The following is a 22,219-nucleotide window of genomic DNA, read 5'->3' as shown; positions in this document are numbered from 1 at the left end:
ATGGCCGCCAATCAGGCAACCCCGAGTCCGACCGACGTCGGCACGGGTCCCAACGCTTATCAGCGCACCTCCCGGCGCCCCGGGTGGATGTCGCCCGGACAGCTGCTGTCCAGGTACGCCTTGATCCTGGTCTGGGTGCTGCTCGCGGTCGGGTATGCCGTGCGGATGCCCGACACGTTCGCAACGACGTCGACGGTCCAGGCGATCTTCGGGTCGCAGTCGGCCCTGCTGATCCTGGCCCTTGCGGCGCTCGCAACGCTGGTCGCCGGGGAGTTCGATCTCTCATTCGCCAGCGTCATGGGACTGGCGGCAACGATCGTTCCCGTACTGACGACGCTGCACGGCGTCCCCAGCTGGCTCAGTTGCCTCATCGCGATGGGAGTTGCCGCCCTCTGCGGCATGATCAACGCCTTCTTCGTGGTGGTGCTCGACGTCCCGTCGCTGGTGGTCACGTTGGGCTCGGCGAGCTTCTTCCTGGGCCTTTCCGAGCTCGTCGGCTCTGCGACGTCCATCGCGATCTCCGACCCGAAACTCACCGACCTCATGGTGCACCGGCTCTTCGGCCTTCCGCTGTCCTTCTACTACGGCGTCGCCCTGAGCCTGGTGTTCGCCTACGTGCTGACATGGACGCCGTTGGGGCGGCACATCGCGTTCGTCGGCGCGAACCGCGATGTGGCCAGGCTCGCCGGTGTCAACGTGCGGGCCGTCCGGGCTGGCAGCTACGTTGCCGCCAGCATGCTCGCCGGCTTGGCCGGCATCGTGATCGTGGCGAGCGTCGGCGGCTTCGACCCGGTGGCGGGTTCCGTCTACCTCCTACCGTCGATCGCAGCCGTCTTCCTCGGCACCGCTGTCGTGCATCCGGGCCAGTTCAACCCGATCGGCACCCTGATCGGCGTCTACTTCCTGGCCACCGGCGTGATCGGCCTGCAGTTGCTGGGATACACCGGCTGGGTCCAGAACGCCTTCTACGGTGCCGGACTGGTGCTGGCGGTGAGCGTCGCGGCCCTGGTACGTCGACGCGTCGGCGTTGGCTAGGTCTGGAGCTTATGCTGCCTGCCGCTTTGAGGCGGACTTCGCGTTGTCCGTTTTGCCTTGTCTTCCGACGGGGTGCTCGCGGGCTCGGCGCTTGTTCTTCGAGCCCGCCGGCCGACGGGGGCCCGCCGCCGGTTCTCGGTGCGCCGGCCGGCCGGGGCGTCTTTCCGTGAAGGCCGCGAAATCCTCGGCGGACGCGGACACGGGCGGGGGTGGGGCGGCCGGGCCGGGCGGATCGTTCCCAGGGCCGGCGGAGGTTCTCGGTCAGGGGCCGGGCGAGGCGGAGTTGGGTGTGAGCGGCGATGACCCAATGCCTCGAAGTTAGGGGCCCGGCGACGGTTGTCAAGAGGATCGTGGAACGCTGCGGGCCTCTGCTATTCAGGGGATCGACCAAGATCTTCCCGAAAGCAGAGGCCCTGTGGTCCAGTCTGTCATGGGCGGCACGAGCGATGTGTTCGCCCCCGGCCATCTCGGTGAGTTAACGCAGGTCGTGCCCCCGGAGTTGGTTGACGCCGTTCTGGAGGAAACCGGAGCGCGGGAACGGCGGCTTCGATGTCTTCCCTCCAGGGTCGGGGTGTACTTCGTTCTGGCTTTGGGACTCTTCGAGCACCTCGGCGCCCGACTCGTGTGGACCAAGCTGGTCGCGGGGCTGACCGCCCGCGTCCCCGAGCCTTCCGAGAAGGCGCTTCGTGACCTGCGCCGGCGGATCGGCCCGGAGCCGGTCAAGCGACTGTTCGAGGTGTTGGCGGGGCCGCTGGCCCAGCCGTCCACTCCTGGGGTGAGTTACCGGCGCTGGCGGACGGTCGCCTTTGACGGGTGCAGCAGCCTGATCGTCCCCGATCATGAACGGAACTGGTCCTGGCTCGGCCGCCCCGCCAGCCGACTCGGCCAGGCGGGATACCCCAGGTTGATGCTGATGACACTGTGCGAAACCGGAACCCGCGGCCTGATCGCGGCAGCCTTCGGCCCCGTAGCCAGGGGCGAGACGTATTACGCACAGCAGCTGACTTCGAACTTGACCCCGGACATGCTGCTACTGGCGGACCGTGCTTTCCCCACTGCTGCGGCGGCCGCCACTGGCGCATCTCGCGCCAGGCCTGCTTCTCCCCGTCGGGGGCGTCGTCCTTGGGCTTCTTCGGCGAAGCGCTGACCTGGCTTCGGGGAACTCGTTGGCCAGTCCCCGGTAGCCCTCGTCGACCTCGGCCTTCACGGCCGGGTGCAGACGCAACTGCTCGGCGATGCCCTCGGTGCGCACGGCGGTCTGGTCGTGCATCCGCACGACCGGTCGGCGCCGTTGCACAGCGTGCGGCCCTGACCGTCGCTGATGGTGGGGGTCTTGAGGGTGTTCTGCCTCTTCTTGCCCGAGAGGAACGCGCGGCGTCCTGGCCGGTGCGTGCGGGGCGGCGGACCTGGGTCTGCCTGCCGTCGATGCGCAGCTGGATGCGCTCTGCGGTGGCGTAGGCGAACACGTCGGCCAGGGTGCGCAGGCCCGGCCGGTCGGGGACGGCGAAACCGCGCCGGGCGAGCAGGGGACGGACTTCGCCGATCGCCTCGCTCACCGTGGAGCGGCCGACGCCGTACAGCTCGGCCGGCGCGGCATGCGGAAGATGTGTGCGCAGGTAGACGAGGGTGAGCCGGACGCGGTCGGTGAAGACCAGCTCCTGCTTCGGGCCGGCGCCCGCCACCCTGAGCCGCCTGTGGCCGCGCCGCTCGTGCAGCTGCGCTTCGCGTAGAGCGCACCACGGCTCGGCCGACTCTTCGATCAAATCGCCAGGATGTTGGCGGGAGATGCCGGCAGGTCCACAAGATCCGCGAGCCGGGTCCGGTGCCAACCCGCCGTACCCAATGCGATGTGGCCGGCCTTGGCCCGCTTGAGGTACAGGTGAGCCGGATGCTCCCACGTCATGCCGATGCCGCCGTGCAACTGGATCGTTTCCTCTGCGACGTGCACCGCGATATCACTGCAGTAGGCCTGGGCCACGGCCACGGCGACTTCGACGTCGTCGGCGTCATCCGCGAGGGCTCCCGCGGCGTAGCGCGCGGCAGCGGCCGCACCCTCCAGCTGCACGAAGAGATCCGCAAGCCGGTGCTTGACGGCCTGGAAGCCGCCCACGGCCCGACCGAACTGGCGACGCTCCTTCACATACGCCAGCGTGGTGTCGAAGCACCATCGGGCCACTCCGAGCTGCTCGGACGCGAGCAGTCCGGCCCCCCACATCAGTCCCCGCTGGACTGCGGCGGCGCCCGGCGGGCCTGAAGCGATCAGGATGCCGTGCGCTCCGGTCAGGTCGACATCGGCCAGCGGCCGGGACATGTCCAGCGAGACGACGGGTCGCGCGTCGGCCTCCGAGGCTCGCACGGCGTAGAGGTCGACTCCCGCATCCCCAGGCACCGGCACGAGCAGCAGGTCCGCATCGAGCACCCCCGCGACCGAACGCACCCGACCGCAGAGCGCGCCCTCCGCCACCGACAGCTGGGGGAGGTCACGGCCCGGAGCCGTCGACCACGGCACGACCAGGGCGGCGCGCTCCTGGCCGGAGGCAACTCCCCGGACCAGGTCGCTCCCCGACTCGAGCAGCACCTGTGTGGCGATCACCGAGCTCGTCAGGAACGGGACCGGAGCGACCGCACGACCCAGCTCCTCCAGAACGACTGCCGTCTCCCGCGCGGACGCTCCGGCTCCGCCCAGATCCTCGCAGACCAGCAAGCCGGCGAGTCCGAGCTCATGTGCGATGCCCTGCCACAGCCCGGCATCGACCGGGACCCCGTCGTACAGGGCCGCCACGTGCGAAGGCCGGCACCGGTCGGTGAGCAGCGCGCTCACCGCTGCACGAAGGTCGTCCTCGACATCGGTGTAGAGAAGACTGCCGAGTGTCATCGCTGGAGTTCCTTCCAGGGGAGGTCTTTGTCGAACCGCGGCTCGGCCGGGAGTCCGAGGACCCGCTCGGCCACCACGTTCTTGAGGATCTCCGACGTACCGCCCTCGATGGAGTTGCCCTTCGCGCGCAGGTAGCGGTGGCCGGCGTCCTTCGAAAGGAAGTGCACCTCCTCCGGGCGAGTCATCGTCCAGTCGCCGTAGCGGAGGCCGTCGGCACCGTTCAGTTCCAGTTCGAGCCCCGAGAGGGCCTGACTGATCCGGGCGAACGTCAGCTTCATGGCCGACCCCTCCGGACCCGGCTCTTGCCCCGTGGCCAGCTTCTGGGCCAGGCGGATGCTCGTCAGCCGTGCGACCTCAGCCTCGACCCAGAGCTCCATCAGCTGATGATGAAGGTCCGGTGTACGACGCTCCGGGTGCTCGCGCCAGTTGCGCGCCACAATGCCGATCATGCCGTCCTCGCGTGGGACCGGACGGCCTCCGATCGCCACACGTTCGTTGTTGAGGGTCGTGTTGGCGATCCGCCAGCCGTTGCCTTGCTCTCCGAGCCGCCACTCGTCACTGATGCGGACATCGGTGAGGAAAACCTCGTTGAACTCGGCCTCACCCGTGATCTGTCGCAGGGGTCGAACCTCGATCCCCGGCTCGCTCATCGGGCAGAGGAAGTAGGTGATGCCCGCATGCTTCCGGCGATCCGGGTCCGTGCGCGCCACGAGGATCGCCCACTGTGCGTTCTGCGCCCCCGACGTCCAGACTTTCTGGCCGTTCACCACCCACTCGTCACCATCGCGCACGGCGCGGGTGCCGAGCGCGGCGAGGTCCGATCCGGCGCCCGGCTCGCTGAAGAGCTGACACCAGATCTCCTCCCCCGTCCACAGCGGACGCAGGAATCGCTTTTTTTGAGCTTCGGTCCCGAAGGCGAGGATCGTCGGTGCCGCCATCCCCAGCCCGATCATGTTCACCCGCGGCCGGTTGTCGGGCCCGCCGGCGGCCGCGAACAGCTCATCGACCTCGCCCTGCAGCGATCGTGGCAGCCCAAGGCCGCCGTGTCCCACCGGGAAGTGCACCCACGCCAGGCCGGCGTCGTAGCGGGCCTGCAGCCATCCCAGTGCCGGCGTGCTGCGCGGATCATGTACGGCGAGGAAGTCGGCTACTCGGCGCCGCAGCTCCTCCTGGGCGGTCATCGCCTCGCCTCCTTGACGTGTCGCTTGATCTCGTTGCGGCCGAGGGCGTTGAGGTGCACCTCGTCCGGGCCGCCGGCGAATTGCAGCGTGCGCATGCCGGCCTGCATCCCGGCCGGCGGGAAGTCCTGGCTCAGTCCCCCGCCACCATGGGTCTGGATCGCCTTGTCGAGGATCCACTCCACGGACCTCGGCGTCGCGATCTTGTAGGCAAAGTCCATCAGTAGTGCTCCTTCAAAGCGTCGAGGCCCATGGCCACCATGGGCTCGACCAGGTCGCCGATCCCGTCAAATCCAGGGCCTACGGTCTGTCCGTGGACGTAGCGGTAGTGAATGCCTTCGAGGATCGCTGCCGCCTTGAAAGCCGCAAGGGCGAGGTGGAACCCGAGGTTGCCGAGGTCGCGACCGCTCGCGGTTGCGTAGCGTTCGAGCAGTTCATCCTCGGACGGCCAGCCCGAGGCCCGGGGGAAGGTGGCGACGGCAGCGCCGGCGCCGAACTCCTGGCTGCGCTGGTAGACCACCAGCAGTGCCACGTCACCGAGCGGATCGCCGAGCGTGGACATCTCCCAGTCGAGCACGGCCGCGATCTGGTCGTCCTCATCGATCAGTACGTTGTCGAGCCGGTAGTCGCCATGCACAATGGCCGACGCGAGTGTCTCCGGGACATTGGCTGCGAGTCGTGCGTGCAGCTCGTCGACGCCGGCGAGGTCCCGGATGTGCGATGCATCGAGTTGTGCGCCCCACCGGCGTACCTGCCGCTCGAGGAATCCCTTCGGGCGGCCGAAGTCGGCGAGGCCGATCGGGTCGGGGTCGACCCCGTGCAGGGCGGCGAGCACATCCATGACCCGGCCCCCGATCGTCGCCGTGCGTTCGGGACCGAGCGGCTCAAGCTGCCAGTCCTCACGGTAGGGCGTGCCCTCGACGTGCTCCATCACGTAGAAGGGAGCCCCCAATACCTCGGGATCGGAGCAGAACCCGTACGCCGCAGGCACCGGCACCGCTGTCTGCTGCAGCGCCGAGATGACCCGGAACTCGCGGGACATGTCGTGCGCGGTGGACAGCACGTGTCCGAGGGGCGGCCGGCGGAGCACCCACCGGTGCACGCCGTCGCCCACCAGGTAGGTCAGGTTCGAGCGACCGCCTGCGATCACGCGGCCACCGAGCTCACCTGAGCGCGCTCCGGGCAGCTCGGTGTCGAGCCACCGAGCAAGTCGGCCCAGGTCGAGACCCGGCAGCTCGCTCCCCGATGAGCGGGTCATGTGAGGGAACCACCACTGCGAGGGAATCCGCGATGCAGGCCGGCTTCTGAGCACTGTCGATCTCGATCGTGACCGGCGAAGTCATCAGATGACCAAGGCAGTTCTGCTTCAGCGGCACCAGCTCGATGCCGGCACGAACCCGTGATTCGACCGGCGCGGGCACAGGGAACCATATCCGGTCGCAGCCGCAGTTGACCGCCATGGAGAGGCCCTCGATCCGGAAGATCTGGTCCGAGGGCATCGGCACCAGCGAGAGCAAGCCGTGCGCGATGGTGGTGCCGAACGGTCCGGCGGCGGCGCCCTCCCGGGTCGATGGGGATCCACTGGTGATCACCCGTCGCGTCCGCGCAGGCGTTCACCTGCGCCCGGCTGATCTCATGCCAGTCGCTACAGCCGATGTGGCTGCCGACCGCCTCTTCGAGTTCGGCGCTGCCGTTGAAGACCTTCACTGTTCCCCTGCCTTTCTTGTCGCGTCTGCACTGGTCATTCCCAAGATCGGTGGACCCAGGAGCCCTGGGTGCGGCTGCCGCCGTCGCGCCGCGTGGACGGCTTGGGAAACGTGGCCGCCCCAGGCCCGCGACGACTCGACCGCCCATCGGGTACGTCGACCCGATCGCTGCTGTTGGGCAATGCCGGCGAGGTCGTCTGCGAGATCGATACACGACGAGCTGCGGATGTGACCGCGCCGAGATCTGGGCCGGGTCGGACATCGAAAGGACGCACCATCACTGCCTGCGGATCACCGAGGAGGGCGCGCGGCTGCTGTCCGGCCGGGTCCGGAACGACGAAACCGAGCTGCTGACACTGATCGGCGACGTCCTGGACACATCTCGCGACGTGCTGTGGGCCCTCGACCCCCACCACGGTGACTTCTTCTGAGACGGGCAATGCTGCTCAGCCCTGCGGGCCGCCTGCGACGTACAGAACCTGCCCCGACACAAAGCCGGCGCCCTCGCTCACGAAGAAAGACGCGGCGTGGGCGATGTCTTCGGGACGGCCGGTGCGGGCCACGGGGATGACCTTCGTGGCGTTCTCCTTCAAGTCCTCGAAGGAAACACCCACACGCTTCGCAGTGGCCTGCGTCATCTCGGTCTCGATGAAGCCGGGAGCGATGGCGTTGGCGGTGATGCCGTACTTGCCGAGCTCGATCGCCAGTGTCTTGGTGAAGCCCTGCACACCGGCCTTCGCCGCCGCGTAGTTGGCCTGACCGCGGTTGCCAAGCGCGGAGGTGCTCGACAGGTTGACGATCCTGCCCCACTGCGCCTCCGTCATGTGGGCCTGGACAGCGCGGGTCATCAGGAAGGCACCACGCAGGTGCACGTTGAGGACCGCATCCCAGTCGTCGGTGGTCATCTTGAACAGCAGGTTGTCGCGGATGATGCCGGCGTTGTTGATCAACACCGTGGGCGGACCCAGCTCAGCCACCACCCGCGTCACCGCATGGGCCACCGCTTGCTCGTCGCTGACGTCGGTCCCGATCCCGATGGCGCGTCCGCCGCCGGAGACGATCTCACCGGCGACCAGGCTCGACGCGGATTCGTCGAGGTCGAGCACCGCCAGGGCGAGGCCGTCGTGAGCCAGCCGGCGAGCAACCCCCGCTCCGATGCCGCGTGCCGCTCCGGTCACGATGGCCACACGCTGTTCGGTCATGCTCCTACTCCTTCTACTTGGGTCACGGACCGCAGTCCGGGGACGAGCCGACTCATGGCGTCGCGCATGCCGGCCGGGTCGATGTGGAGCCAGGCGTGCATCCCGACGCCCCGGGCACCGGCAACGTGGGGCTCCGCGTCGTCGAGGAAGACCGCGGCCTCCGCGGTGATCCCGAGGCGCTCCAGGGTGAGCCGGTAGATCGTGGGGTCCGGCTTGCAAAGCCCCACCTCGCCCGAGATCACGACCTCGTGGAAGAGAGAGTCAATGCGGGCACGCGGAGAGGTGTTGCCCCAGCCGTTGGACAGCAGCGCCACACGAATGCCGAGCGCGCGCAGCTCCTCGACCAGCGCGAACATGCTCGGATCGGCACGCATCCCCGCGAAGATCCGCGCCAAGATCCCGGATGCGACAACCGGGCGATCGCCGTGAGTCGGCAGCTGTGGCGTGAGCAGCTCCTCGAACTCCTGGACGCTCAGCGCGCCGCTTGCAAGCCTGTGGATGGGATTGCCCCCCAAAGCGGAGCGCGAGAGCCATGCCTTGAGCACGGCCCGGAACGACTCCGGGGCCATGCCGTCCGCCTCCAGCCACGCACTGATGCCGCTGCTGACCGGGTTCGTAAGGACTCCCCCGTAGTCGAAGACCACGGACTCGATGCGGGCCGGCTCGCTCATATGACGCACACCAGACGCCCGACCGTGCTGCCGTCGGCGAGCCGCTGCACACCATCGGCGATGTCACCCAACGCCAACCGCTCACTCACCAGCGGCTTGATCCGTCCGGCGTCAGCCAGGCGGGTGAGTTCGGCGTGGCACTGCTGCACCGCGGCCGGATCCTTGCTGTTGTACAGACCCCAGTGGAGACCGAGGATCGAGTAGTTCTTGACCAGCGCGTGGTTGAGAGTCGCCGACTGGATCTCGCCTCCGGCGAAGCCGACCACGACGATCCGGCCCTCGAAGGCGATGCACTTCGTCGAACGCCGATAGCTCTCGCCTCCGACGGGGTCGTAGATGACATCGGCGCCTCGGCCGCCGGTCTCTTCCTTGACCACCTCGACGAAGTCCTGCTCATGACGATCGACGACGACGTCGGCTCCGAGCCAGCGCGCGTACTCCGCCTTGTCCGGGCCGCCGACAACGCCGATGACGCGCGCCCCGGCCGCCTTCCCCAGCTGAATGGCAGCACTGCCGACACCGCCTGCGGCCGCATGCACGAGGAGGGTCTCACCGGCTTGGATGCCGGCCCGTCGGTGCAGTCCGAACCAGCCGGTCTGGTACCCGATCTGCAGCGAGGCGGCCTCCGCATCCTCCAGGACTCGCGGTGCGTGGAACGTCGTGTGCTGGCTCATCACGGCATACTCGGCGAAACCACCGTGCGGCAGGTCTGGATTGCCCAGCACCCGGTCGCCCACCGCAAAGCCGGTGACCTCCTGGCCCATCGCGACCACTTCGCCGCACAGCTCGACGCCGGGCGTGAAGGGGAGCTCGGGCTTGATCTGGTAGAGCCCGCGACACAGCAGCGCGTCGGGGAAGTTCGCGGCAACTGCCAAGACCTTGACCACGACTTGTCCAGCGGCCGGGACGGGGTCGGCGACCTCGCTGAGCACGAGGGCGTTCCGCGGCTCGCCCAGCTGGGTGACTTGCCATGCCTTCATTGCTGCCTCGTTTCGAAGTTCTGAGGGAGCCTGTTCACGCCGGACAGCCACCCCTCGGTGTCTGCTGCCCGGGCCAAGGAGTAACTGGCGACCCCGGGATGGGGCAGTGCCGAGAACCGGCACTGCTCTATCGCCTCCATACAACGCGCCGACGACCTCATCCGGAGTCCTGGCTGCGTCGGCGACCAAGACGTCGCCCCCGCGCCGCTCTCCTCGAACATCGCGGCCTGCACGCCCCGCAGACGGACAGCACGGACCTCAATCCCACGACGGCGGTACGTCGCCAACAGCCATTGCGCGAACCCCACGGCCGCATGCCCGGTGCTTGAGTACGTCGCCGCACCGAGCGACATGACAAGACGGCAGACCATGCCGTGACGACGAATCGGCCGCTACCGCGACCGCGCTCGAGCCACGACGGGGCCGGAATCCCGGCGACACGCGCGTACGCCATCAGGTTCACCTCGATGTTGAGCGTCCAGTCCACCTCGACGGGTCGAGGCCGAATCTGCGCGATACTCCGGTGCCGGCGACGTACACGCCGATCTCACCGAGGTACTGCGTGGCACGCTCGTTCAGCGATGCCAAGACCTCCGGTGCGGCCGCGTCGCCGGGAACAGCGAAACCACCGGCCTCCTCTGCCACGGCCTTGCACGCCTTGCTCGTCGAGGTCCCCGGACGACCACGCGCGCACCTTCCGAAGCGACCTCAACGCGATCCCACGGCCGATGCCGCGGGCGGCGCCGGTGACGACGACGCCCCGACCCGTAAGGTATTCACCGCGCTCCGCCCACCAGGGTCACGCCACCGTCGACGACCAGCTCCTGACCGGTGACCCACGCGACGTCGTGTGAAAGCAGGAAGACGAAGGCGGAGCCGATGTCGTCGGGCACGCCGAGCCGTCTCAACGGGTACTGTCGGCAACGGCGATCACCCACACCCGCTGCGGCGCAGCCAGGCAGATGACGTCGCAGATCTTGCGGCGATGTCGGCCTGCAGTTCCACGACCGGGCCGTACCCCGCGTTGACGGCAGTGTTGTTGACCAGGTCGATGCTCCCCGACATCCGCAGCGCGCGGGCGATGGTGTCCTCGTGATGTGCGGTGCCGTCGGCCGTGCCGGCGGCGAGCACGCGATCGCAACCGCCGAGCTGAACAGCGGCAGCATCGAGCGCGTCCTGCTTGCGCGCCGTGACGGCGCCCATCTTCGCGCCGCCGGAAACGAGCCGTTCCAGGATGGCGATCCGATGCCACGGCTCGCGCCGGTGACGATCGCCGTCTTGCCTGCGAAGCGAGTCCTCACGAGAGCCGCTCCAGCACCATCGCCATACCCTGTCCGCCACCCACGCACATCGTCTCGAGCCCGAACTGCTTGTCGTGGAACTGGAGCGAGTTGATCAGCGTGCTGGTGATGCGAGCGCCAGTCATGCCGAAAGGGTGGCCGACTGCGATGGCGCCACCATTGACGTTGAGCTTGTCGACGTCAATGCCCAAGTCGCGGGCCGACGGGATCACCTGCGCCGCGAAGGCCTCGTTGATCTCGACAAGGTCGATGTCACCGATCGTCATGCCCGCCCGGGCGAGAGCCTGCTTGCTCGCCTCCACCGGACCGAGACCCATGATCTCGGGCGAGAGCCCGGAGACGCCGGTGGAGACGATCCGGGCCAGCGGGGTCAGTCCGAGCTGCTTGGCCTTGGTGTCGCTCATGATGACGACCGCTGCCGCGCCGTCGTTGAGCGGACAGCAGTTCGCGGCGGTGACGCTTCCGTCGGGACGGAAGACCGGCTTGAGCTGAGAGACCGATTCCATGGTCACGCCGGGCCGAGGGCCGTCGTCGGCGGAGACCACACTGCCGTCCGGCAGCGTCAACGGGGTGATGTCGCGCTCCCAGAAGCCGTTGGCGACCGCCTTCTCGGCGAGGTTCTGGCTGCGGACGCCGAACTCGTCCTGCTCCTGACGGCTGATGCCTTTGAGCCGGGCCACGTTCTCGGCGGTCTGCCCCATCGCAGCGTACAGGTCGGGCATGGCGGGTCGCGGGTCGCTCCATCCCTGACCGCCCTCGGCCAGGACCGCGGTGCGCTTGCGTGCCCCGTCGACGAGTGGGTTCTCGGTGCCGGGGATGTCGCAGAAGCCATTGCCGTACCGGCTCACCGCCTCGACGCCAGCGGAGATGAAGACGTCGCCCTCGCCCGCCTTGATCGCGTGGAACGCCATCCGGGTGGTCTGCAGGCTAGAGGAGCAGTAACGGCTGACCGTGGTACCGGGCAGGTGATCCATCCCCGCGAGCACGGCCACGGCCCGGGCCATGTTGTGGCCCGCCTCGCCTGCCGGCTGCGCGGACCCGAGCATGAGGTCATCGATGTCACACGGGTCCAGGGCCGGAACCTTCGCAAGACCTGCTAGGACCATGGCCACGGCCAGGTCATCGGGCCGCATCGAGACCAGCGATCCCTTGTTGGCGCGGCCTATCGGCGAACGGGCGGTGGCAACGATCACGGCTTCGGGCATCTGGGGTTCTCCTTAGCAAAGAAGCGTTCACAGGTTTCGCGGACAGTTGACCTCTGCTGCGCGCCGCCTGTCCGCGGAACCCCTCCGCCACCCTAACGCACTTTCTCGATTTCTTGCCATAATTTCGAAGTTTTGCCTCATGGAACAAGACCCGTGGGCAAGGCACGGTCGCCAGAACGCGCTGGATCCCCGTCAGACAGGGCCTGCCGCCCGACGCCGTTCGCCTTGCCCACCCAGCCCGTCAGTCCGGCCTTCCAGCCGAGGCGCGCGGCGCGGCCAGGTCCGACGTCGCGGAGGGGCCGCTGCGGATCGCGGCCTTCCGCAGCGCGGCTCTCCACATGCTGCCGCCCGCCCTTGAGCGCCTACGCACCCGGCACCCGGGGATCAAGCCGCGGGTGCGGATCGTACGCGAGATCGGACGCGGCACCGCGGGCGAAGTGGCCGACGGGAGCCGACATAGGCATCGCCACACTGGGTGGCTCCATGCCCCTTCCACCGGGTCTGGTCGCAAGCGGACTCCTTGAAGAGCCGTATGCCCTGGTGCACGCGGCAGGCAACGCGACCCCGCGTTCGCTGCCGCTGGTCGACTGGGCCGAAAACTGCGGCTCCTACACACGCGACTGTGGACCGCGCAGGACTGGATCCCGAAGGCGTCCATCGAGGCCGAGGACGACGGAGCGATGCTCTCCTTGGTGAGCGCAGGTCACGGAATGGCCATCATGCCCACGCTCTCCTTGATCGGAGCACCGAATTCGGTCGGGATCACCGATCTCGGACCCGGGCGCCCGACACGCCAGGTCGGCTGTGTCACCACCACCGAACTGGCCGGGTCCGCCGTCGTGCGCGCCTTGGTGCGGGCATTGCGTGCCACGGTCCCCAGTGGACGACTGCGGCCAACCCCCTGAGCCTCAGCGGCCGTGAGCAGTGGTCTCGCCCTCCAGGGCGGACGACAGCATCGCTTGGCCAGCTGCCTTCGAGGAAGAGGTCATCCTTGCGGACCGCGGACGGACTGCCAGATCCGTTCTGGCAGGGCACGGCAAGCCTGCTGGAGGTCAATGGTCGGGTCGCCTGCCAGCCGGCGTCGGGCGGTTTCCGCCACCGGGCCGATGAGAAGCATCTCCATGAGCGGATCGGGAAGGTCGACGATGCGTCCGGCTTCGACATGCGGCCGTAGCCAGGTCAGGAGGCGCTCGATGCGGGGGCCCTTGGCCGCGGCGACGACCGTGGTGTGAGCAGGCAGGAACCCTGCGTAAGCCGAAGCGTGGATGAATCGGGCCTTGGCAGGTTGTTCCTCGGCGAACTGCAGGTACGCGACGACCACCGCACGCACCCCGGTCCGGGCGGTCCTCGTCCGCTCGAGCGCGGTGATCAGCGCATCGAGCAAGTCGGCCATACAACGGGCGTAGAGCGTGGCGGCGAGTCCGTCGAAGCTGCCGAAGTGGTGGTACAGGCTGCCCAGGCTGATTCCGCTGGTGGCTGTCACGGCCTGCACCGTGAAGCCTTCGGGCCCCTTGTGTTCGTGGACCTCCAGTGCGGCGGCAAGCAGGCGCCGGGCGGTCTCCTCGCCACGCTGCTGCTTAGGCGACACCGGGCGCTCCGGACGGCGGCGGGGTCTGTGACAGACCACTCAACTCCAGCGCCTGGGCCCAGATCTGCTGTGCCAGCGCGGTGTCGCGTGCCATCGGGGCCAAGGGGGTCTCCTTGTCGATGTGGAAGTACCGTCCGGTGAGATCTGCGGCGGCTGTGCCGTGTGCCAGCCGGATGACGGCGGCTGCTCCGGTTCGCGGCGACTTCCACAGCAGTTTCATCGCCTTGAGCACGTAGCCGGACGCGCCGGGACGGTCGCCCAGCCCTGTGCGGATCACCCCGGGATGTACCGCGTTGATTCGCACTCCGGCCGCGCTCCAGCGTTGCGCAAACATAGGAACCAGCATCACATTGCACAGCTTGGTGTCCGCGTAGGTGCGCAGCGGGTGGAAATGGGCTCCTGTCGGCGTGCTCTCCAAGTCCACGTGTCCCTTGGCGTACAGCCCGGCGCTGACCTGAACCACGCGGGCCCGGGAGGCCACCAGCCGTGGCTCCAGGAGGTGGTTGAGGACGAACGGCGCGAGATGGTTGATGACGAAGGCCTTCTCGAGACCGTTTTCGCCGTGAACCAGCCCACTGGGCCAGATGCCGGCATTGTGGATCAGCACGTCGATGCGAGGGCAGGAGGCGAGCACCGCTTGCGCTGCCGAGCGCACACCGGAGAGTTCGGAGAGATCGCCGACGGCGAGGGCGACGTCCGATCCGCTCAGCGCTCCGAGGGCCGAGCGGGCCGTCTCACCGCGCTGCCGGTCGCGCACGAGGAGGACGACCCGGTAACCGTGGCGCACGAGGTCTCGTGCGACGGCGTATCCAATGCCACGGTTGCCGCCAGTGACAACGGCTGTCGGTGTCGAGCTCATGGCTTCACCATACGAGCAACTAAAAATTTGTTCTAGAGGACAATTCTAGTTTGGAAGCACCGGCGAGTCGTGAGCACTGAGATCGCCCCGGGAAAGTCCTCGGCTGCAGGCTTCACATGTCAGGTCAGGCTCGACGGGACGATCCCGTAACGGCGCATCTTGCGGTACATCGTGGCGCGGGAGATCCCGAGATCCTGCGCGGTGCGCTGGACGTTGGAGTTGCGTTCCATCAACCCACGCAGAATGGCGTCGCGTTCCAGCGCCTCGATGGTGGTCAGGACCTTGTGCGAGGAAACCCGGCATTCCGGCGGCAAGTCCTCGACGTCGATCATCCGGCCGGAGGGCCGCCGCGCCAGGCCGCGGATCACCGCCTCGAGCTGCCGGACGTTCTCCGGCCAGGGGCATCGCTGAAGCAGGGCCAGCGCCTCCGGGGAGAACGTGCTCTCGCCGCTCGGCCGGTACTTGCGCAGGAACAACCGCGCCAGGTGCTCGATGTCACCGTAGCGATGGCGCAGGGGCGGCACTTCCACCGTGGCACCGCAGAACTGGTCCAGCTGGTCGTCGGTGCTGACCATCGACGGCTGGCTGGTCATCACCAACTGGCCGGTGGCGGTGCCGTCCAGGTGCATCAACAGGCTCCTCAGCCGCTGCCGCAGCCGGTCACCCAACAAGTGGACGTCGCGCAGGACGAGCACCGTGGACGGCACGGCCAGCAGTTCGCTGATGTCGTGCAGCCAGCGCTCGGTGACAGCCGGTGCATCCGAGAGCGGCACGTCCGCCATTTCCAGCCGGCGTCCGGCGCCGTGGGCCCGGTGCAGGGCCTCGACCACCGTCCTCTTGCCGACGCCGACTTCGCCCAGGAGATGAAGCCACGTCCCGGCCGAGAACGCCGCTTCGCTGTCGGCGACCGCGCGCAGCCACTGCGCAGACGAGCCCACCAGTCCCAGAACCGGCCGGGCAGGTGCGGCGGAAACCGCAGGACCGGGCCGGGAGCGTCCGATCAGCCGGACCCGGAGGATGGCGCCCGCGTCGCTGTCCTCGCGCCGACAGCGACGGACCCTCAGTTCGGCGACCCGGCCCGAGGGCAGGGCGATGCTGCGCGTCCCCTCCGACCGGCGGTCGTCGGCGATTTCCCGGGCATGGTCGAGCAGGACATAGTGATCCGGCCCGGTCACCGCTGCCCTGAGCTGCTCGTTCATCATGACGACATCACGGTTGAGGGCCAACACGGGGCCCGGGCGCACCGAGGAGCACGCCTCCATGTAGTCCTGAAACAGGGCCCGCTCGCGCCGCGAGCCGATCGCCGCGATCTCGCCCTCGATCTGAGCCGCCACCGAGCGGGCGAAGGCCATCAGCATGCCGTCGGAGCCCTGACGGACGGTAGTGAGGTTGAAGGCTCCGAGCAGGGTGCGCCGGGTGGGATGCAGGATCGGTACGGCCGCACAGCGGAAGTCCCGCAGATCCTCGACGTAGTGCTGCCTTCCGGCGATCATGACCGGGCGGCCGCTGGCCAGTGCGGTCCCGATGCCGTTGGTGCCCACATAGCGCTCGGCGAACACATGCCCCGGGGCCAGATGCACGCGGTTGAGGTGCGTTGTCAGACCCTCGTGGGACACCTTCCGGGAGAGCACCACGCCGTCCCGGTCCGTGATCATCGTGGACACCGGGTCGTCCGCGAGCTGTTTGTGCAACCTGTCCAGGATCGGCAGCGCCGCCCTGGCCAGGGGGCTGTCCAGATTGGGGTTCTCCAGGTAGGGAGCGTCCAGGCTGCCCGACTTCACCTTGTATTCGATCGAGCGTTGCCACGAGGCGACCACGAGTGGCCTGGCGTTTGGCTCCTTGGTGACCTCCAGGTAGAGCTCCTTGGCCGCTCTCAGTGAGCTCCCGGGTTGGTATCGGGGCATTAACACTCCCGTACGGCGCGCGTCACATTTCGTCGGTGCAGTGATTGGAACAGGTCGACGGCTTCGCGCCTACGGCCTGTATCACATTGAGACATCCGCGGACGGTTTCTGAGACATCGACCTGCGAGCGGCGGCCTGTGTAATCGGCGCACCATCCACCCGCCGACTCGCAGGGAGCCGCTATGAAAGCCGTGCAGGTCATCGAGTACGACGAGCCACCCGTGCTCGTGGACGTGCCGGACCCGCAGATCACCGGTCCGCTGGACGTGATCGTGAAGATCGGGGGCGCAGGAGTCTGCCGGACCGATCTGCACATCCTCGAAGGGCAGTGGAGCGACAAGAGCGGGGTCACCCTTCCGTACACGATCGGTCACGAGAACGCCGGCTGGGTCGCGGAGGTCGGGCAGGCCGTCACCCACGTCGAGGTCGGTGACCCGGTCATCCTGCACCCGCTGGTGACCTGCGGTCTGTGCCGCGCCTGCCGGGCCGGCGACGACGTGCACTGCATGAACTCGGCCTTTCCCGGGATCGACACCGACGGGGGCTACGCCGAGTACCTCAAGACCACCGCCCGCTCGGTCGTGCCCCTCGCGCCGTCCCTCGAACCGGCCTCGGTCGCGGCCCTGGCCGACGCCGGGCTCACGGCGTACCACGCCGTCGCCAAGGCGGCCCGGGTGCTGCGGCCCGGCGACAAGGCCGTGGTCATCGGCGCCGGCGGACTGGGACACATCGGCATCCAGGTACTCCGGGCCCTGTCACCGGTCGAGATGATCGTCATCGACCGCAGCCCCGAGGCCCTCGCGCTGGCCAAGGAACTCGGCGCCGACCACACGCTCGTCGCGGACGGCAGCGAAGCCGACCGCGTACGGGACCTCACCGCGGGGCACGGGGCCGAGGCCGTCCTGGACTTCGTCGGTGAGGGCGGCGCCGTCGAGACGGGCGTGGCCTGCCTGCGCCGCAACGGCAACTACTACGTCATCGGCTACGGCGGCCACCTGCACGTGCCGACGATCGACGTCATCTCCACAGAGATCAACTTCATCGGCAACCTCGTGGGCTCCTACAACGACCTCTCCGAGCTGATGGTCCTGGCGGCCCGCGGCCAGGTGACCCTGCACACCCAGCGCTATCCCCTCGCCTCCTTCCAGCAGGCCCTGAACGACCTCGACGCCGGCGCCGTGCGCGGCCGAGCGATCTTGATCCCCTGACACCCCAGGAGAAGCCCCATGCGCAGCAGACCGTACACGGGCCTGGTCGCCGTCGCGGCCCTCGCGGCCCTGACCACCACCGCATGCACCGCCCAGAACCAGGCACAGCAAAAGCCCAAGGAAAAGGCCGCGCTCTTCAACCTCGGCTCGGAGATCAGCTACAAGAAGTACGGCAAGGACTACCCGGCGACGAAGGTCAAGGACGTCCCCGGACCCTGCAGCTACGAGTCGATCAGCCGCAAGGACTACTCCGGACAGACGCTGAAGATCATCAGCCACGCCGTTCCCGTCATCGGCGAGCCGACCCAACTGCACGCCAAGCAGTTCGAGGAGATCACCGGCGGGAAGGTCGAGGTGGTCAACGTCCCCTTCGGCGAGCTGCATCAGAAGATTCTCACGCCCCTGCAGGCGGGCCAGCCGGCGTACGACGTCATGTTCTACCCGTCCCTGTGGATCGGTGACATGGCCCCGTACCTGGCACCGGTCCCGGAGAAGTACCTCGACACCCCCGGCATGAAGGACGTCACCAAGGCCTACATGGACGTGGCGACCTGGAACGGGAAGGTCGTGCAGTACCCGGTGGACGGTGACCGGCACTACCTCAAGGTCCGCACCGATGTGCTGAAGGACCCCAAGCGGCAGGCGGAGTACAAGAAGGCCACGGGCAAGGACCTGGAAGTGCCCAAGACGTGGGCCGCGTACCAGGAGACAGCCAAGTTCTTCAGCGGCAAGGACCTCGACGGCGACGGCAAGCCCAACTACGGCAGTGCCGAGGTGACCAAGCGCGACGACCTGACGTTCTCCGCGTTCATCAGCCGGGCGGCGCCGTACGTGAAGAACCCCGACGTCAAGGGCGGAGTCTTCTTCGACGTCCAGACCATGAAGCCGCTGATCAACACGCCGGGCTTCGTCCGCGCACTGCAGGACATGGTGAAGGCCAAGTCGACCTGGGCACCCGGCGGCGCCAACTTCGGCCTGGGAGACGAGATCTTCTCCTTCGGAGGCGGCCAGACGCTGATGTCCTACTCGTGGGACGACGCCTTCATCCAGGCCCAGCAGCCGGACAGCAGAATCCGCAACACGGTCCAGGCTGCGCCGCTGCCGGGCTCGTCGGAGGTCTACAACCGCACCACGAAGTCATGGGACAAGAAGGCCAACCAGGCGCCCTACTTCACCTGGGGATGGACCTCGGCGGTGGCCAAGGCCTCCAGCCACCAGGAGATGGCCTTCGACTACCTGTGCTTCTTCAGCAACGAGGCCAACACCGCTCTCGACCTGACCATCGGCCGTTTCGGCGTCAACCCCTACCGCGTCGCCCACTTCGACCCGGCGTTCTGGGAGAAGCAGGGCTGGGACAAGGACGTCGCCGAGTCGTACGTGCTCACGCTCTCCGGCATGGAGAAGAGCCCCAACCGCGTCTTCGACCTGCGCGTTCCCGGTGTCAACCAGTACATGTCCGCTCTGGCCAACGGCGTCGCCGCGGCGCTGGCCGGCCAGCAGTCCCCGCAGCACGCGCTGGACGGCGTGGCCGAGGAATGGACCAAGATCACCAACCAGATCGGCAAGGACAAGGTCCAAAGCGCCTATCGCAACGTGGTCGCGCTCGAGGACAACTCCTGATCCGACCGCAGGACGCCCCGGGTGGCCGGACCGCACAGCAGGCCACCCGGGGACTCCCGCCCCCTTTCCGCAAGGAGAACCATGGACGGCCTGCGCCGGCACAAGAGCATGTTCCTGCTGCCGGGACTGCTCACGCTCTTTCTGATCATCATCTTCCCGCTTCTGTTCACCATCCGCGTCAGCTTCTCCGGCTGGAACGTCAGCAACCCTCGGATGGACTTCATCGGTGGTACCAACTACAGCGCGATGCTGCACGACAGCCGCTTCTGGGCCTCCATCACCCGGCTGGTCCTGCTGGCGGGCGGCACGGTCCTGATCCAGTACGTCATCGGCTTCGGTGTGGCTCTGCTGGTCTGGCGCAACGTACGCGGCCGCAGATTCTGGCGGGTGCTGTTCCTCGTCCCCATGATGACCACGCCCGTCGTGATGGCCGCCATCTGGCAGACGATCTTCCATGAGTCCCTGGGGCCGGTGAACGATCTGCTGGGGATGCTGGGCCTGACAAGAATTCCCTGGCTCACCGAGTCCGGTCCGGCGCTGGCCGCGCTGATGACCGTCGAGGTCTGGCAGTGGACCCCCTTCATGTTCCTGCTGTTGCTGGCAGGCCTGCTGAGCCTGCCGAAGGAACCGTTCATGGCCGCCGCGATCGACGGCGCCGGCACCTGGCGCACCTTCTGGAAAGTGACCTTCCCCCTCATGGCGCCGGTCTCGGTTGCGGCGATCATCATCCGGCTGATCGAGGCGTCCAAGCTCTCCGACAGCGTCTACGTACTGACGTCCGGCGGGCCTGGGTCCTCCACAGAGACCCCGGGTTACTACCTCTACATCCAAGGGCTCCGCGATCAGCAGACCGGCTACAGCGGGGCAATGTCCCTGACCTACCTCGTCCTGATGATCGTCACCCTCACGGTCGTCGCCGCCCTGCTCACCAGGGCCTTCAAGCTGAAGGGGGACGCATGAGATCGCGCCTTTATCCCGTATTCAAGTACACGGTGATCGCCCTGTGGGCCTGCTTCGTCGCGGGACCGTTCTTCTGGGCGATGACGACCAGCTTCAAAAACGCCAACGCGGTCCAGGGCGGTCCCACCTACCTCCCGTGGGTGCAGTACAAGCCCACTCTCACCGGCTGGCGCAACATCTTCGGCGGAGCCGGCGGTATCGATGTGATCGATCCCTTCGTCAACAGCGCGATCATCACCATCGCCGCGTCCGCCATCAGCCTGGCCCTGGGGTCCCTGGCCGCCTACGCGCTGTCGCGGTACCGGTTCAAGCTGGGCTTCATCAAGAACAGCGACATCGTGTTCTTCTTCGTCTCCCAACGGATCATGCCGCCCGTCGTCCTGGTGATCCCCTTCTTCTACCTCCTGCAGTGGGGTGGCCTCCTGGACACCATCCCGGGCCTGGTCATCGTGACGGTCGCGCTACTGCTGCCGATCGCGGTCTGGGTGATGGTGGACTTCTTCAACGGCATCCCCCGGGAGATCGACGAGATGGCGATGCTGGACGGCTGCCCCCCGTTCCAGACCTTCGTACGGGCCATCCTTCCGAACTCCCTGCCCGGGCTGACTGTCGCGGCGATGTTCTGCGCGGTGTTCGGCTGGAACGACTTCTTCTTCGCCTTCCGCCTGACCTTCACCGAGGTCCAGACCCTGCCCCAGGCGGTCGTCGCCCTCAACTCCTCCATTCCACCGTGGTGGACGCTGTCCGCCGCCGCGCTCTTCGGCGTGGCACCACTGATCCTGCTTGCCCTCTGGGTGGAGCGCTATCTGTCCAAGGGGAACCTGTCCGGAGCCGTCCGATGAACCTCAGCGCCACTGATCTGTGCCTCAGCGTCGACGGTGTCGACCACCTCAAGAACGTCACCGCCACCTTCCAGCCAGGACGGCTCCACACCGTCATCGGCCGGACGATGGCCGGAAAGACAACGCTGCTGCGGGCCCTGGCCGGCCTGCAGAAAGTGGACTCCGGCTCACTGACCCGGGCAGGAGAGGACTTCCTCAAGACGCCGGTGTGGCAGCGCGACACCGCCATGGTCTACCAGCAGTTCATCAACTACCCACATCTCAACGTGTTCGACAACGTGGCGTTTCCCCTCAAGCGAGCCGGGCTGTCACGGGACGAGATCCGCCGACGCGTCCGCCGGAGCCTGGCGAGCGTGGGGCTCGCGGACTTCGAGAAGCGCAAGCCCTCCCAGCTCTCCGGCGGCCAGCAACAGCGCGTCGCAATGGCTCGCGCCCTGGCCCGCGACACCGCCATCCTCCTGCTCGACGAACCGCTGGCGAACCTGGACTACAAGTTGCGCGAACAACTGCGCGACGAGTTCAAGGCCCTCTTCTCCGACCAGGGCGACACGATCGTCATCTACACCACCACCGAACCCGCCGAGGCGATGATGCTCGGAGACGTGATCCTCGTCATGCACGAGGGGCGGATCCTGCAGACCGGCACCCCACAGGAGGTCTTCGAACGCCCGGCGACCACCACGGTGGCCTCCATCATCAACGACCCACCCATGAACATCTTCGCGGGCCGGATCGAGGGCGGCCAGGTCACGGTGGCCGGCTTCCAGGCCACGCACAGCTCCGCGCACCTGGCCGACCTGCCCGACGCTGCCTACCAGTTCGGGCTGCGCGCCACCGACGTCAGCCTGGCCTCCAGCGGGGTCGAGGGAGAGGTCACCTTCGTCGAGATCTCCGGCTCCGAGACCTTCGTCCATGTGGTCGTCGGCGAGACCCCCTTCGTCGTACAGATCGAGGGCATCCACGACGTCGCCCTCGGCGACCTGGTCAGACTCCGGCTCCGCCCCGACCAGCTGTTCGCCTTCGACGAGCAGGGCACGCTCGTGCGCACACCCTCATACGATCTCGCTTCAGTGGAAGGGCCCTGA

General features: G+C 67.7%; 20 protein-coding genes and 5 pseudogenes. 9 read left to right on the top strand and 16 right to left on the bottom strand.

The annotated features are described in order from the left end of the window. Positions 1-1,035, top strand: a complete 1,035-nt coding sequence (locus ABZO29_RS44485) for an ABC transporter permease (RefSeq protein WP_367326409.1) — start codon at positions 1-3, stop codon at positions 1,033-1,035. A gap of 9 nt (positions 1,036-1,044) precedes the next feature. On the opposite strand, the pseudogene ABZO29_RS44480 reads toward ABZO29_RS44485, so the two are convergent. Further along, positions 1,045-1,339 (bottom strand): annotated as a pseudogene (locus tag ABZO29_RS44480) (transposase); the annotation flags it as partial. A gap of 126 nt (positions 1,340-1,465) precedes the next feature. Here ABZO29_RS44480 and ABZO29_RS44475 point away from each other — a divergent pair. Further along, positions 1,466-2,116, top strand: a pseudogene (locus ABZO29_RS44475) (transposase domain-containing protein); the annotation flags it as partial. Between the two features lie 487 nt (positions 2,117-2,603). Here ABZO29_RS44475 and ABZO29_RS44470 read toward each other — a convergent pair. The 6 genes and pseudogenes from ABZO29_RS44470 to ABZO29_RS44445 form a co-directional block, all read right to left on the bottom strand. Continuing rightward, a pseudogene (locus ABZO29_RS44470) lies at positions 2,604-2,717 on the bottom strand (IS5/IS1182 family transposase); the annotation flags it as partial. Positions 2,718-2,794: 77 nt separating this feature from the next. Next, positions 2,795-3,910 (bottom strand): acyl-CoA dehydrogenase family protein, encoded by a 1,116-nt coding sequence (locus ABZO29_RS44465; protein WP_367325883.1) that lies wholly within the window; start codon positions 3,908-3,910, stop codon positions 2,795-2,797. After that, on the bottom strand, positions 3,907-5,091 hold the full coding sequence (locus ABZO29_RS44460; RefSeq protein ID WP_367325882.1) for an acyl-CoA dehydrogenase family protein: 1,185 nt from the start codon (positions 5,089-5,091) through the stop codon (positions 3,907-3,909). The genes ABZO29_RS44465 and ABZO29_RS44460 overlap by 4 nt, the downstream gene beginning before the upstream one ends. Further along, positions 5,088-5,300: pseudogene (locus tag ABZO29_RS44455) on the bottom strand (acyl-CoA dehydrogenase family protein); the annotation flags it as partial. The gene ABZO29_RS44460 and the pseudogene ABZO29_RS44455, both read right to left, overlap by 4 nt. An 8-nt stretch (positions 5,301-5,308) precedes the next feature. Continuing rightward, positions 5,309-6,346, bottom strand: a complete 1,038-nt coding sequence (locus tag ABZO29_RS44450; protein WP_367325881.1) for a phosphotransferase family protein — start codon at positions 6,344-6,346, stop codon at positions 5,309-5,311. Beyond that, positions 6,252-6,680, bottom strand: coding sequence for a hypothetical protein (locus ABZO29_RS44445; protein WP_367326445.1), 429 nt, complete (start codon positions 6,678-6,680; stop codon positions 6,252-6,254). Before ABZO29_RS44445 ends, ABZO29_RS44450 begins: the two co-directional genes overlap by 95 nt. Positions 6,681-6,742: 62 nt before the next feature. Here ABZO29_RS44445 and ABZO29_RS44440 point away from each other — a divergent pair, with 62 nt between their 5' ends. After that, positions 6,743-7,225, top strand: a complete 483-nt coding sequence (locus tag ABZO29_RS44440) for a transposase (RefSeq protein WP_367325880.1) — start codon at positions 6,743-6,745, stop codon at positions 7,223-7,225. Between the two features lie 15 nt (positions 7,226-7,240). Here ABZO29_RS44440 and fabG read toward each other — a convergent pair whose 3' ends face one another. The 6 genes from fabG to ABZO29_RS44410 all read right to left on the bottom strand — a co-directional run bounded on the left by fabG (position 7,241) and on the right by ABZO29_RS44410 (position 12,153). After that, positions 7,241-7,996, bottom strand: coding sequence for a 3-oxoacyl-ACP reductase FabG (fabG, locus tag ABZO29_RS44435; protein ID WP_367325879.1), 756 nt, complete (start codon positions 7,994-7,996; stop codon positions 7,241-7,243). Beyond that, positions 7,993-8,667: an HAD family hydrolase gene (locus ABZO29_RS44430; protein WP_367325878.1), complete on the bottom strand. Its 675-nt coding sequence runs from the start codon at positions 8,665-8,667 to the stop codon at positions 7,993-7,995. Before ABZO29_RS44430 ends, fabG begins: the two co-directional genes overlap by 4 nt. Further along, on the bottom strand, positions 8,664-9,647 hold the full coding sequence (locus ABZO29_RS44425) for an NADPH:quinone oxidoreductase family protein (protein ID WP_367325877.1): 984 nt from the start codon (positions 9,645-9,647) through the stop codon (positions 8,664-8,666). The genes ABZO29_RS44430 and ABZO29_RS44425 overlap by 4 nt, the downstream gene beginning before the upstream one ends. 776 nt (positions 9,648-10,423) lie before the next feature. Beyond that, positions 10,424-10,585, bottom strand: coding sequence for an SDR family oxidoreductase (locus ABZO29_RS44420; RefSeq protein ID WP_367325876.1), 162 nt, complete (start codon positions 10,583-10,585; stop codon positions 10,424-10,426). Beyond that, positions 10,578-10,988: a hypothetical protein gene (locus tag ABZO29_RS44415; protein ID WP_367325875.1), complete on the bottom strand. Its 411-nt coding sequence runs from the start codon at positions 10,986-10,988 to the stop codon at positions 10,578-10,580. Before ABZO29_RS44415 ends, ABZO29_RS44420 begins: the two co-directional genes overlap by 8 nt. Continuing rightward, the gene (locus tag ABZO29_RS44410; protein WP_367325874.1) at positions 10,945-12,153 is read right to left on the bottom strand and encodes an acetyl-CoA C-acetyltransferase; all 1,209 of its coding nucleotides are present in this window, start codon (positions 12,151-12,153) and stop codon (positions 10,945-10,947) included. The genes ABZO29_RS44415 and ABZO29_RS44410 overlap by 44 nt, the downstream gene beginning before the upstream one ends. Before the next feature lie 293 nt (positions 12,154-12,446). Between ABZO29_RS44410 and ABZO29_RS44405 the strand changes: the two are divergent. Then, positions 12,447-13,058 (top strand): annotated as a pseudogene (locus ABZO29_RS44405) (LysR family transcriptional regulator substrate-binding protein); the annotation flags it as partial. An 80-nt stretch (positions 13,059-13,138) separates the two neighbouring features. On the opposite strand, the gene ABZO29_RS44400 reads toward ABZO29_RS44405, so the two are convergent. From ABZO29_RS44400 to ABZO29_RS44390, 3 genes are all read right to left on the bottom strand, one after another. After that, positions 13,139-13,741 carry a TetR/AcrR family transcriptional regulator gene (locus ABZO29_RS44400; RefSeq protein ID WP_367325873.1) on the bottom strand — a complete coding sequence of 201 codons (603 nt, stop codon included), beginning with the start codon at positions 13,739-13,741 and terminating at the stop codon, positions 13,139-13,141. Next, complete coding sequence (locus tag ABZO29_RS44395) at positions 13,731-14,600, bottom strand: SDR family NAD(P)-dependent oxidoreductase (protein ID WP_367325872.1); 870 nt, start codon at positions 14,598-14,600, stop codon at positions 13,731-13,733. The genes ABZO29_RS44400 and ABZO29_RS44395 overlap by 11 nt, the downstream gene beginning before the upstream one ends. Positions 14,601-14,719: 119 nt before the next feature. Next, the gene (locus tag ABZO29_RS44390) at positions 14,720-16,504 is read right to left on the bottom strand and encodes a sigma-54-dependent Fis family transcriptional regulator (protein WP_367325871.1); all 1,785 of its coding nucleotides are present in this window, start codon (positions 16,502-16,504) and stop codon (positions 14,720-14,722) included. A 182-nt stretch (positions 16,505-16,686) separates the two neighbouring features. On the opposite strand from ABZO29_RS44390, the gene ABZO29_RS44385 reads away from it, so the two are divergent. From ABZO29_RS44385 to ABZO29_RS44365, 5 genes are all read left to right on the top strand, one after another. Further along, positions 16,687-17,712 (top strand): NAD(P)-dependent alcohol dehydrogenase, encoded by a 1,026-nt coding sequence (locus ABZO29_RS44385; protein ID WP_367325870.1) that lies wholly within the window; start codon positions 16,687-16,689, stop codon positions 17,710-17,712. Positions 17,713-17,730: 18 nt separating this feature from the next. Continuing rightward, on the top strand, positions 17,731-19,332 hold the full coding sequence (locus ABZO29_RS44380) for an extracellular solute-binding protein (RefSeq protein WP_367325869.1): 1,602 nt from the start codon (positions 17,731-17,733) through the stop codon (positions 19,330-19,332). An 81-nt stretch (positions 19,333-19,413) separates the two neighbouring features. Next, positions 19,414-20,292, top strand: coding sequence for a carbohydrate ABC transporter permease (locus tag ABZO29_RS44375; protein ID WP_367325868.1), 879 nt, complete (start codon positions 19,414-19,416; stop codon positions 20,290-20,292). Beyond that, positions 20,289-21,134 (top strand): carbohydrate ABC transporter permease, encoded by an 846-nt coding sequence (locus ABZO29_RS44370; RefSeq protein ID WP_367325867.1) that lies wholly within the window; start codon positions 20,289-20,291, stop codon positions 21,132-21,134. The genes ABZO29_RS44375 and ABZO29_RS44370 overlap by 4 nt, the downstream gene beginning before the upstream one ends. Next, positions 21,131-22,219 carry an ABC transporter ATP-binding protein gene (locus ABZO29_RS44365; protein WP_367325866.1) on the top strand — a complete coding sequence of 363 codons (1,089 nt, stop codon included), beginning with the start codon at positions 21,131-21,133 and terminating at the stop codon, positions 22,217-22,219. Before ABZO29_RS44370 ends, ABZO29_RS44365 begins: the two co-directional genes overlap by 4 nt.

The sequence above is a fragment of the Streptomyces sp. HUAS ZL42 genome, assembly GCF_040782645.1.
Lineage (GTDB): Bacteria > Actinomycetota > Actinomycetes > Streptomycetales > Streptomycetaceae > Streptomyces.
This window is presented reverse-complemented; position numbering and strand designations above follow the sequence as displayed.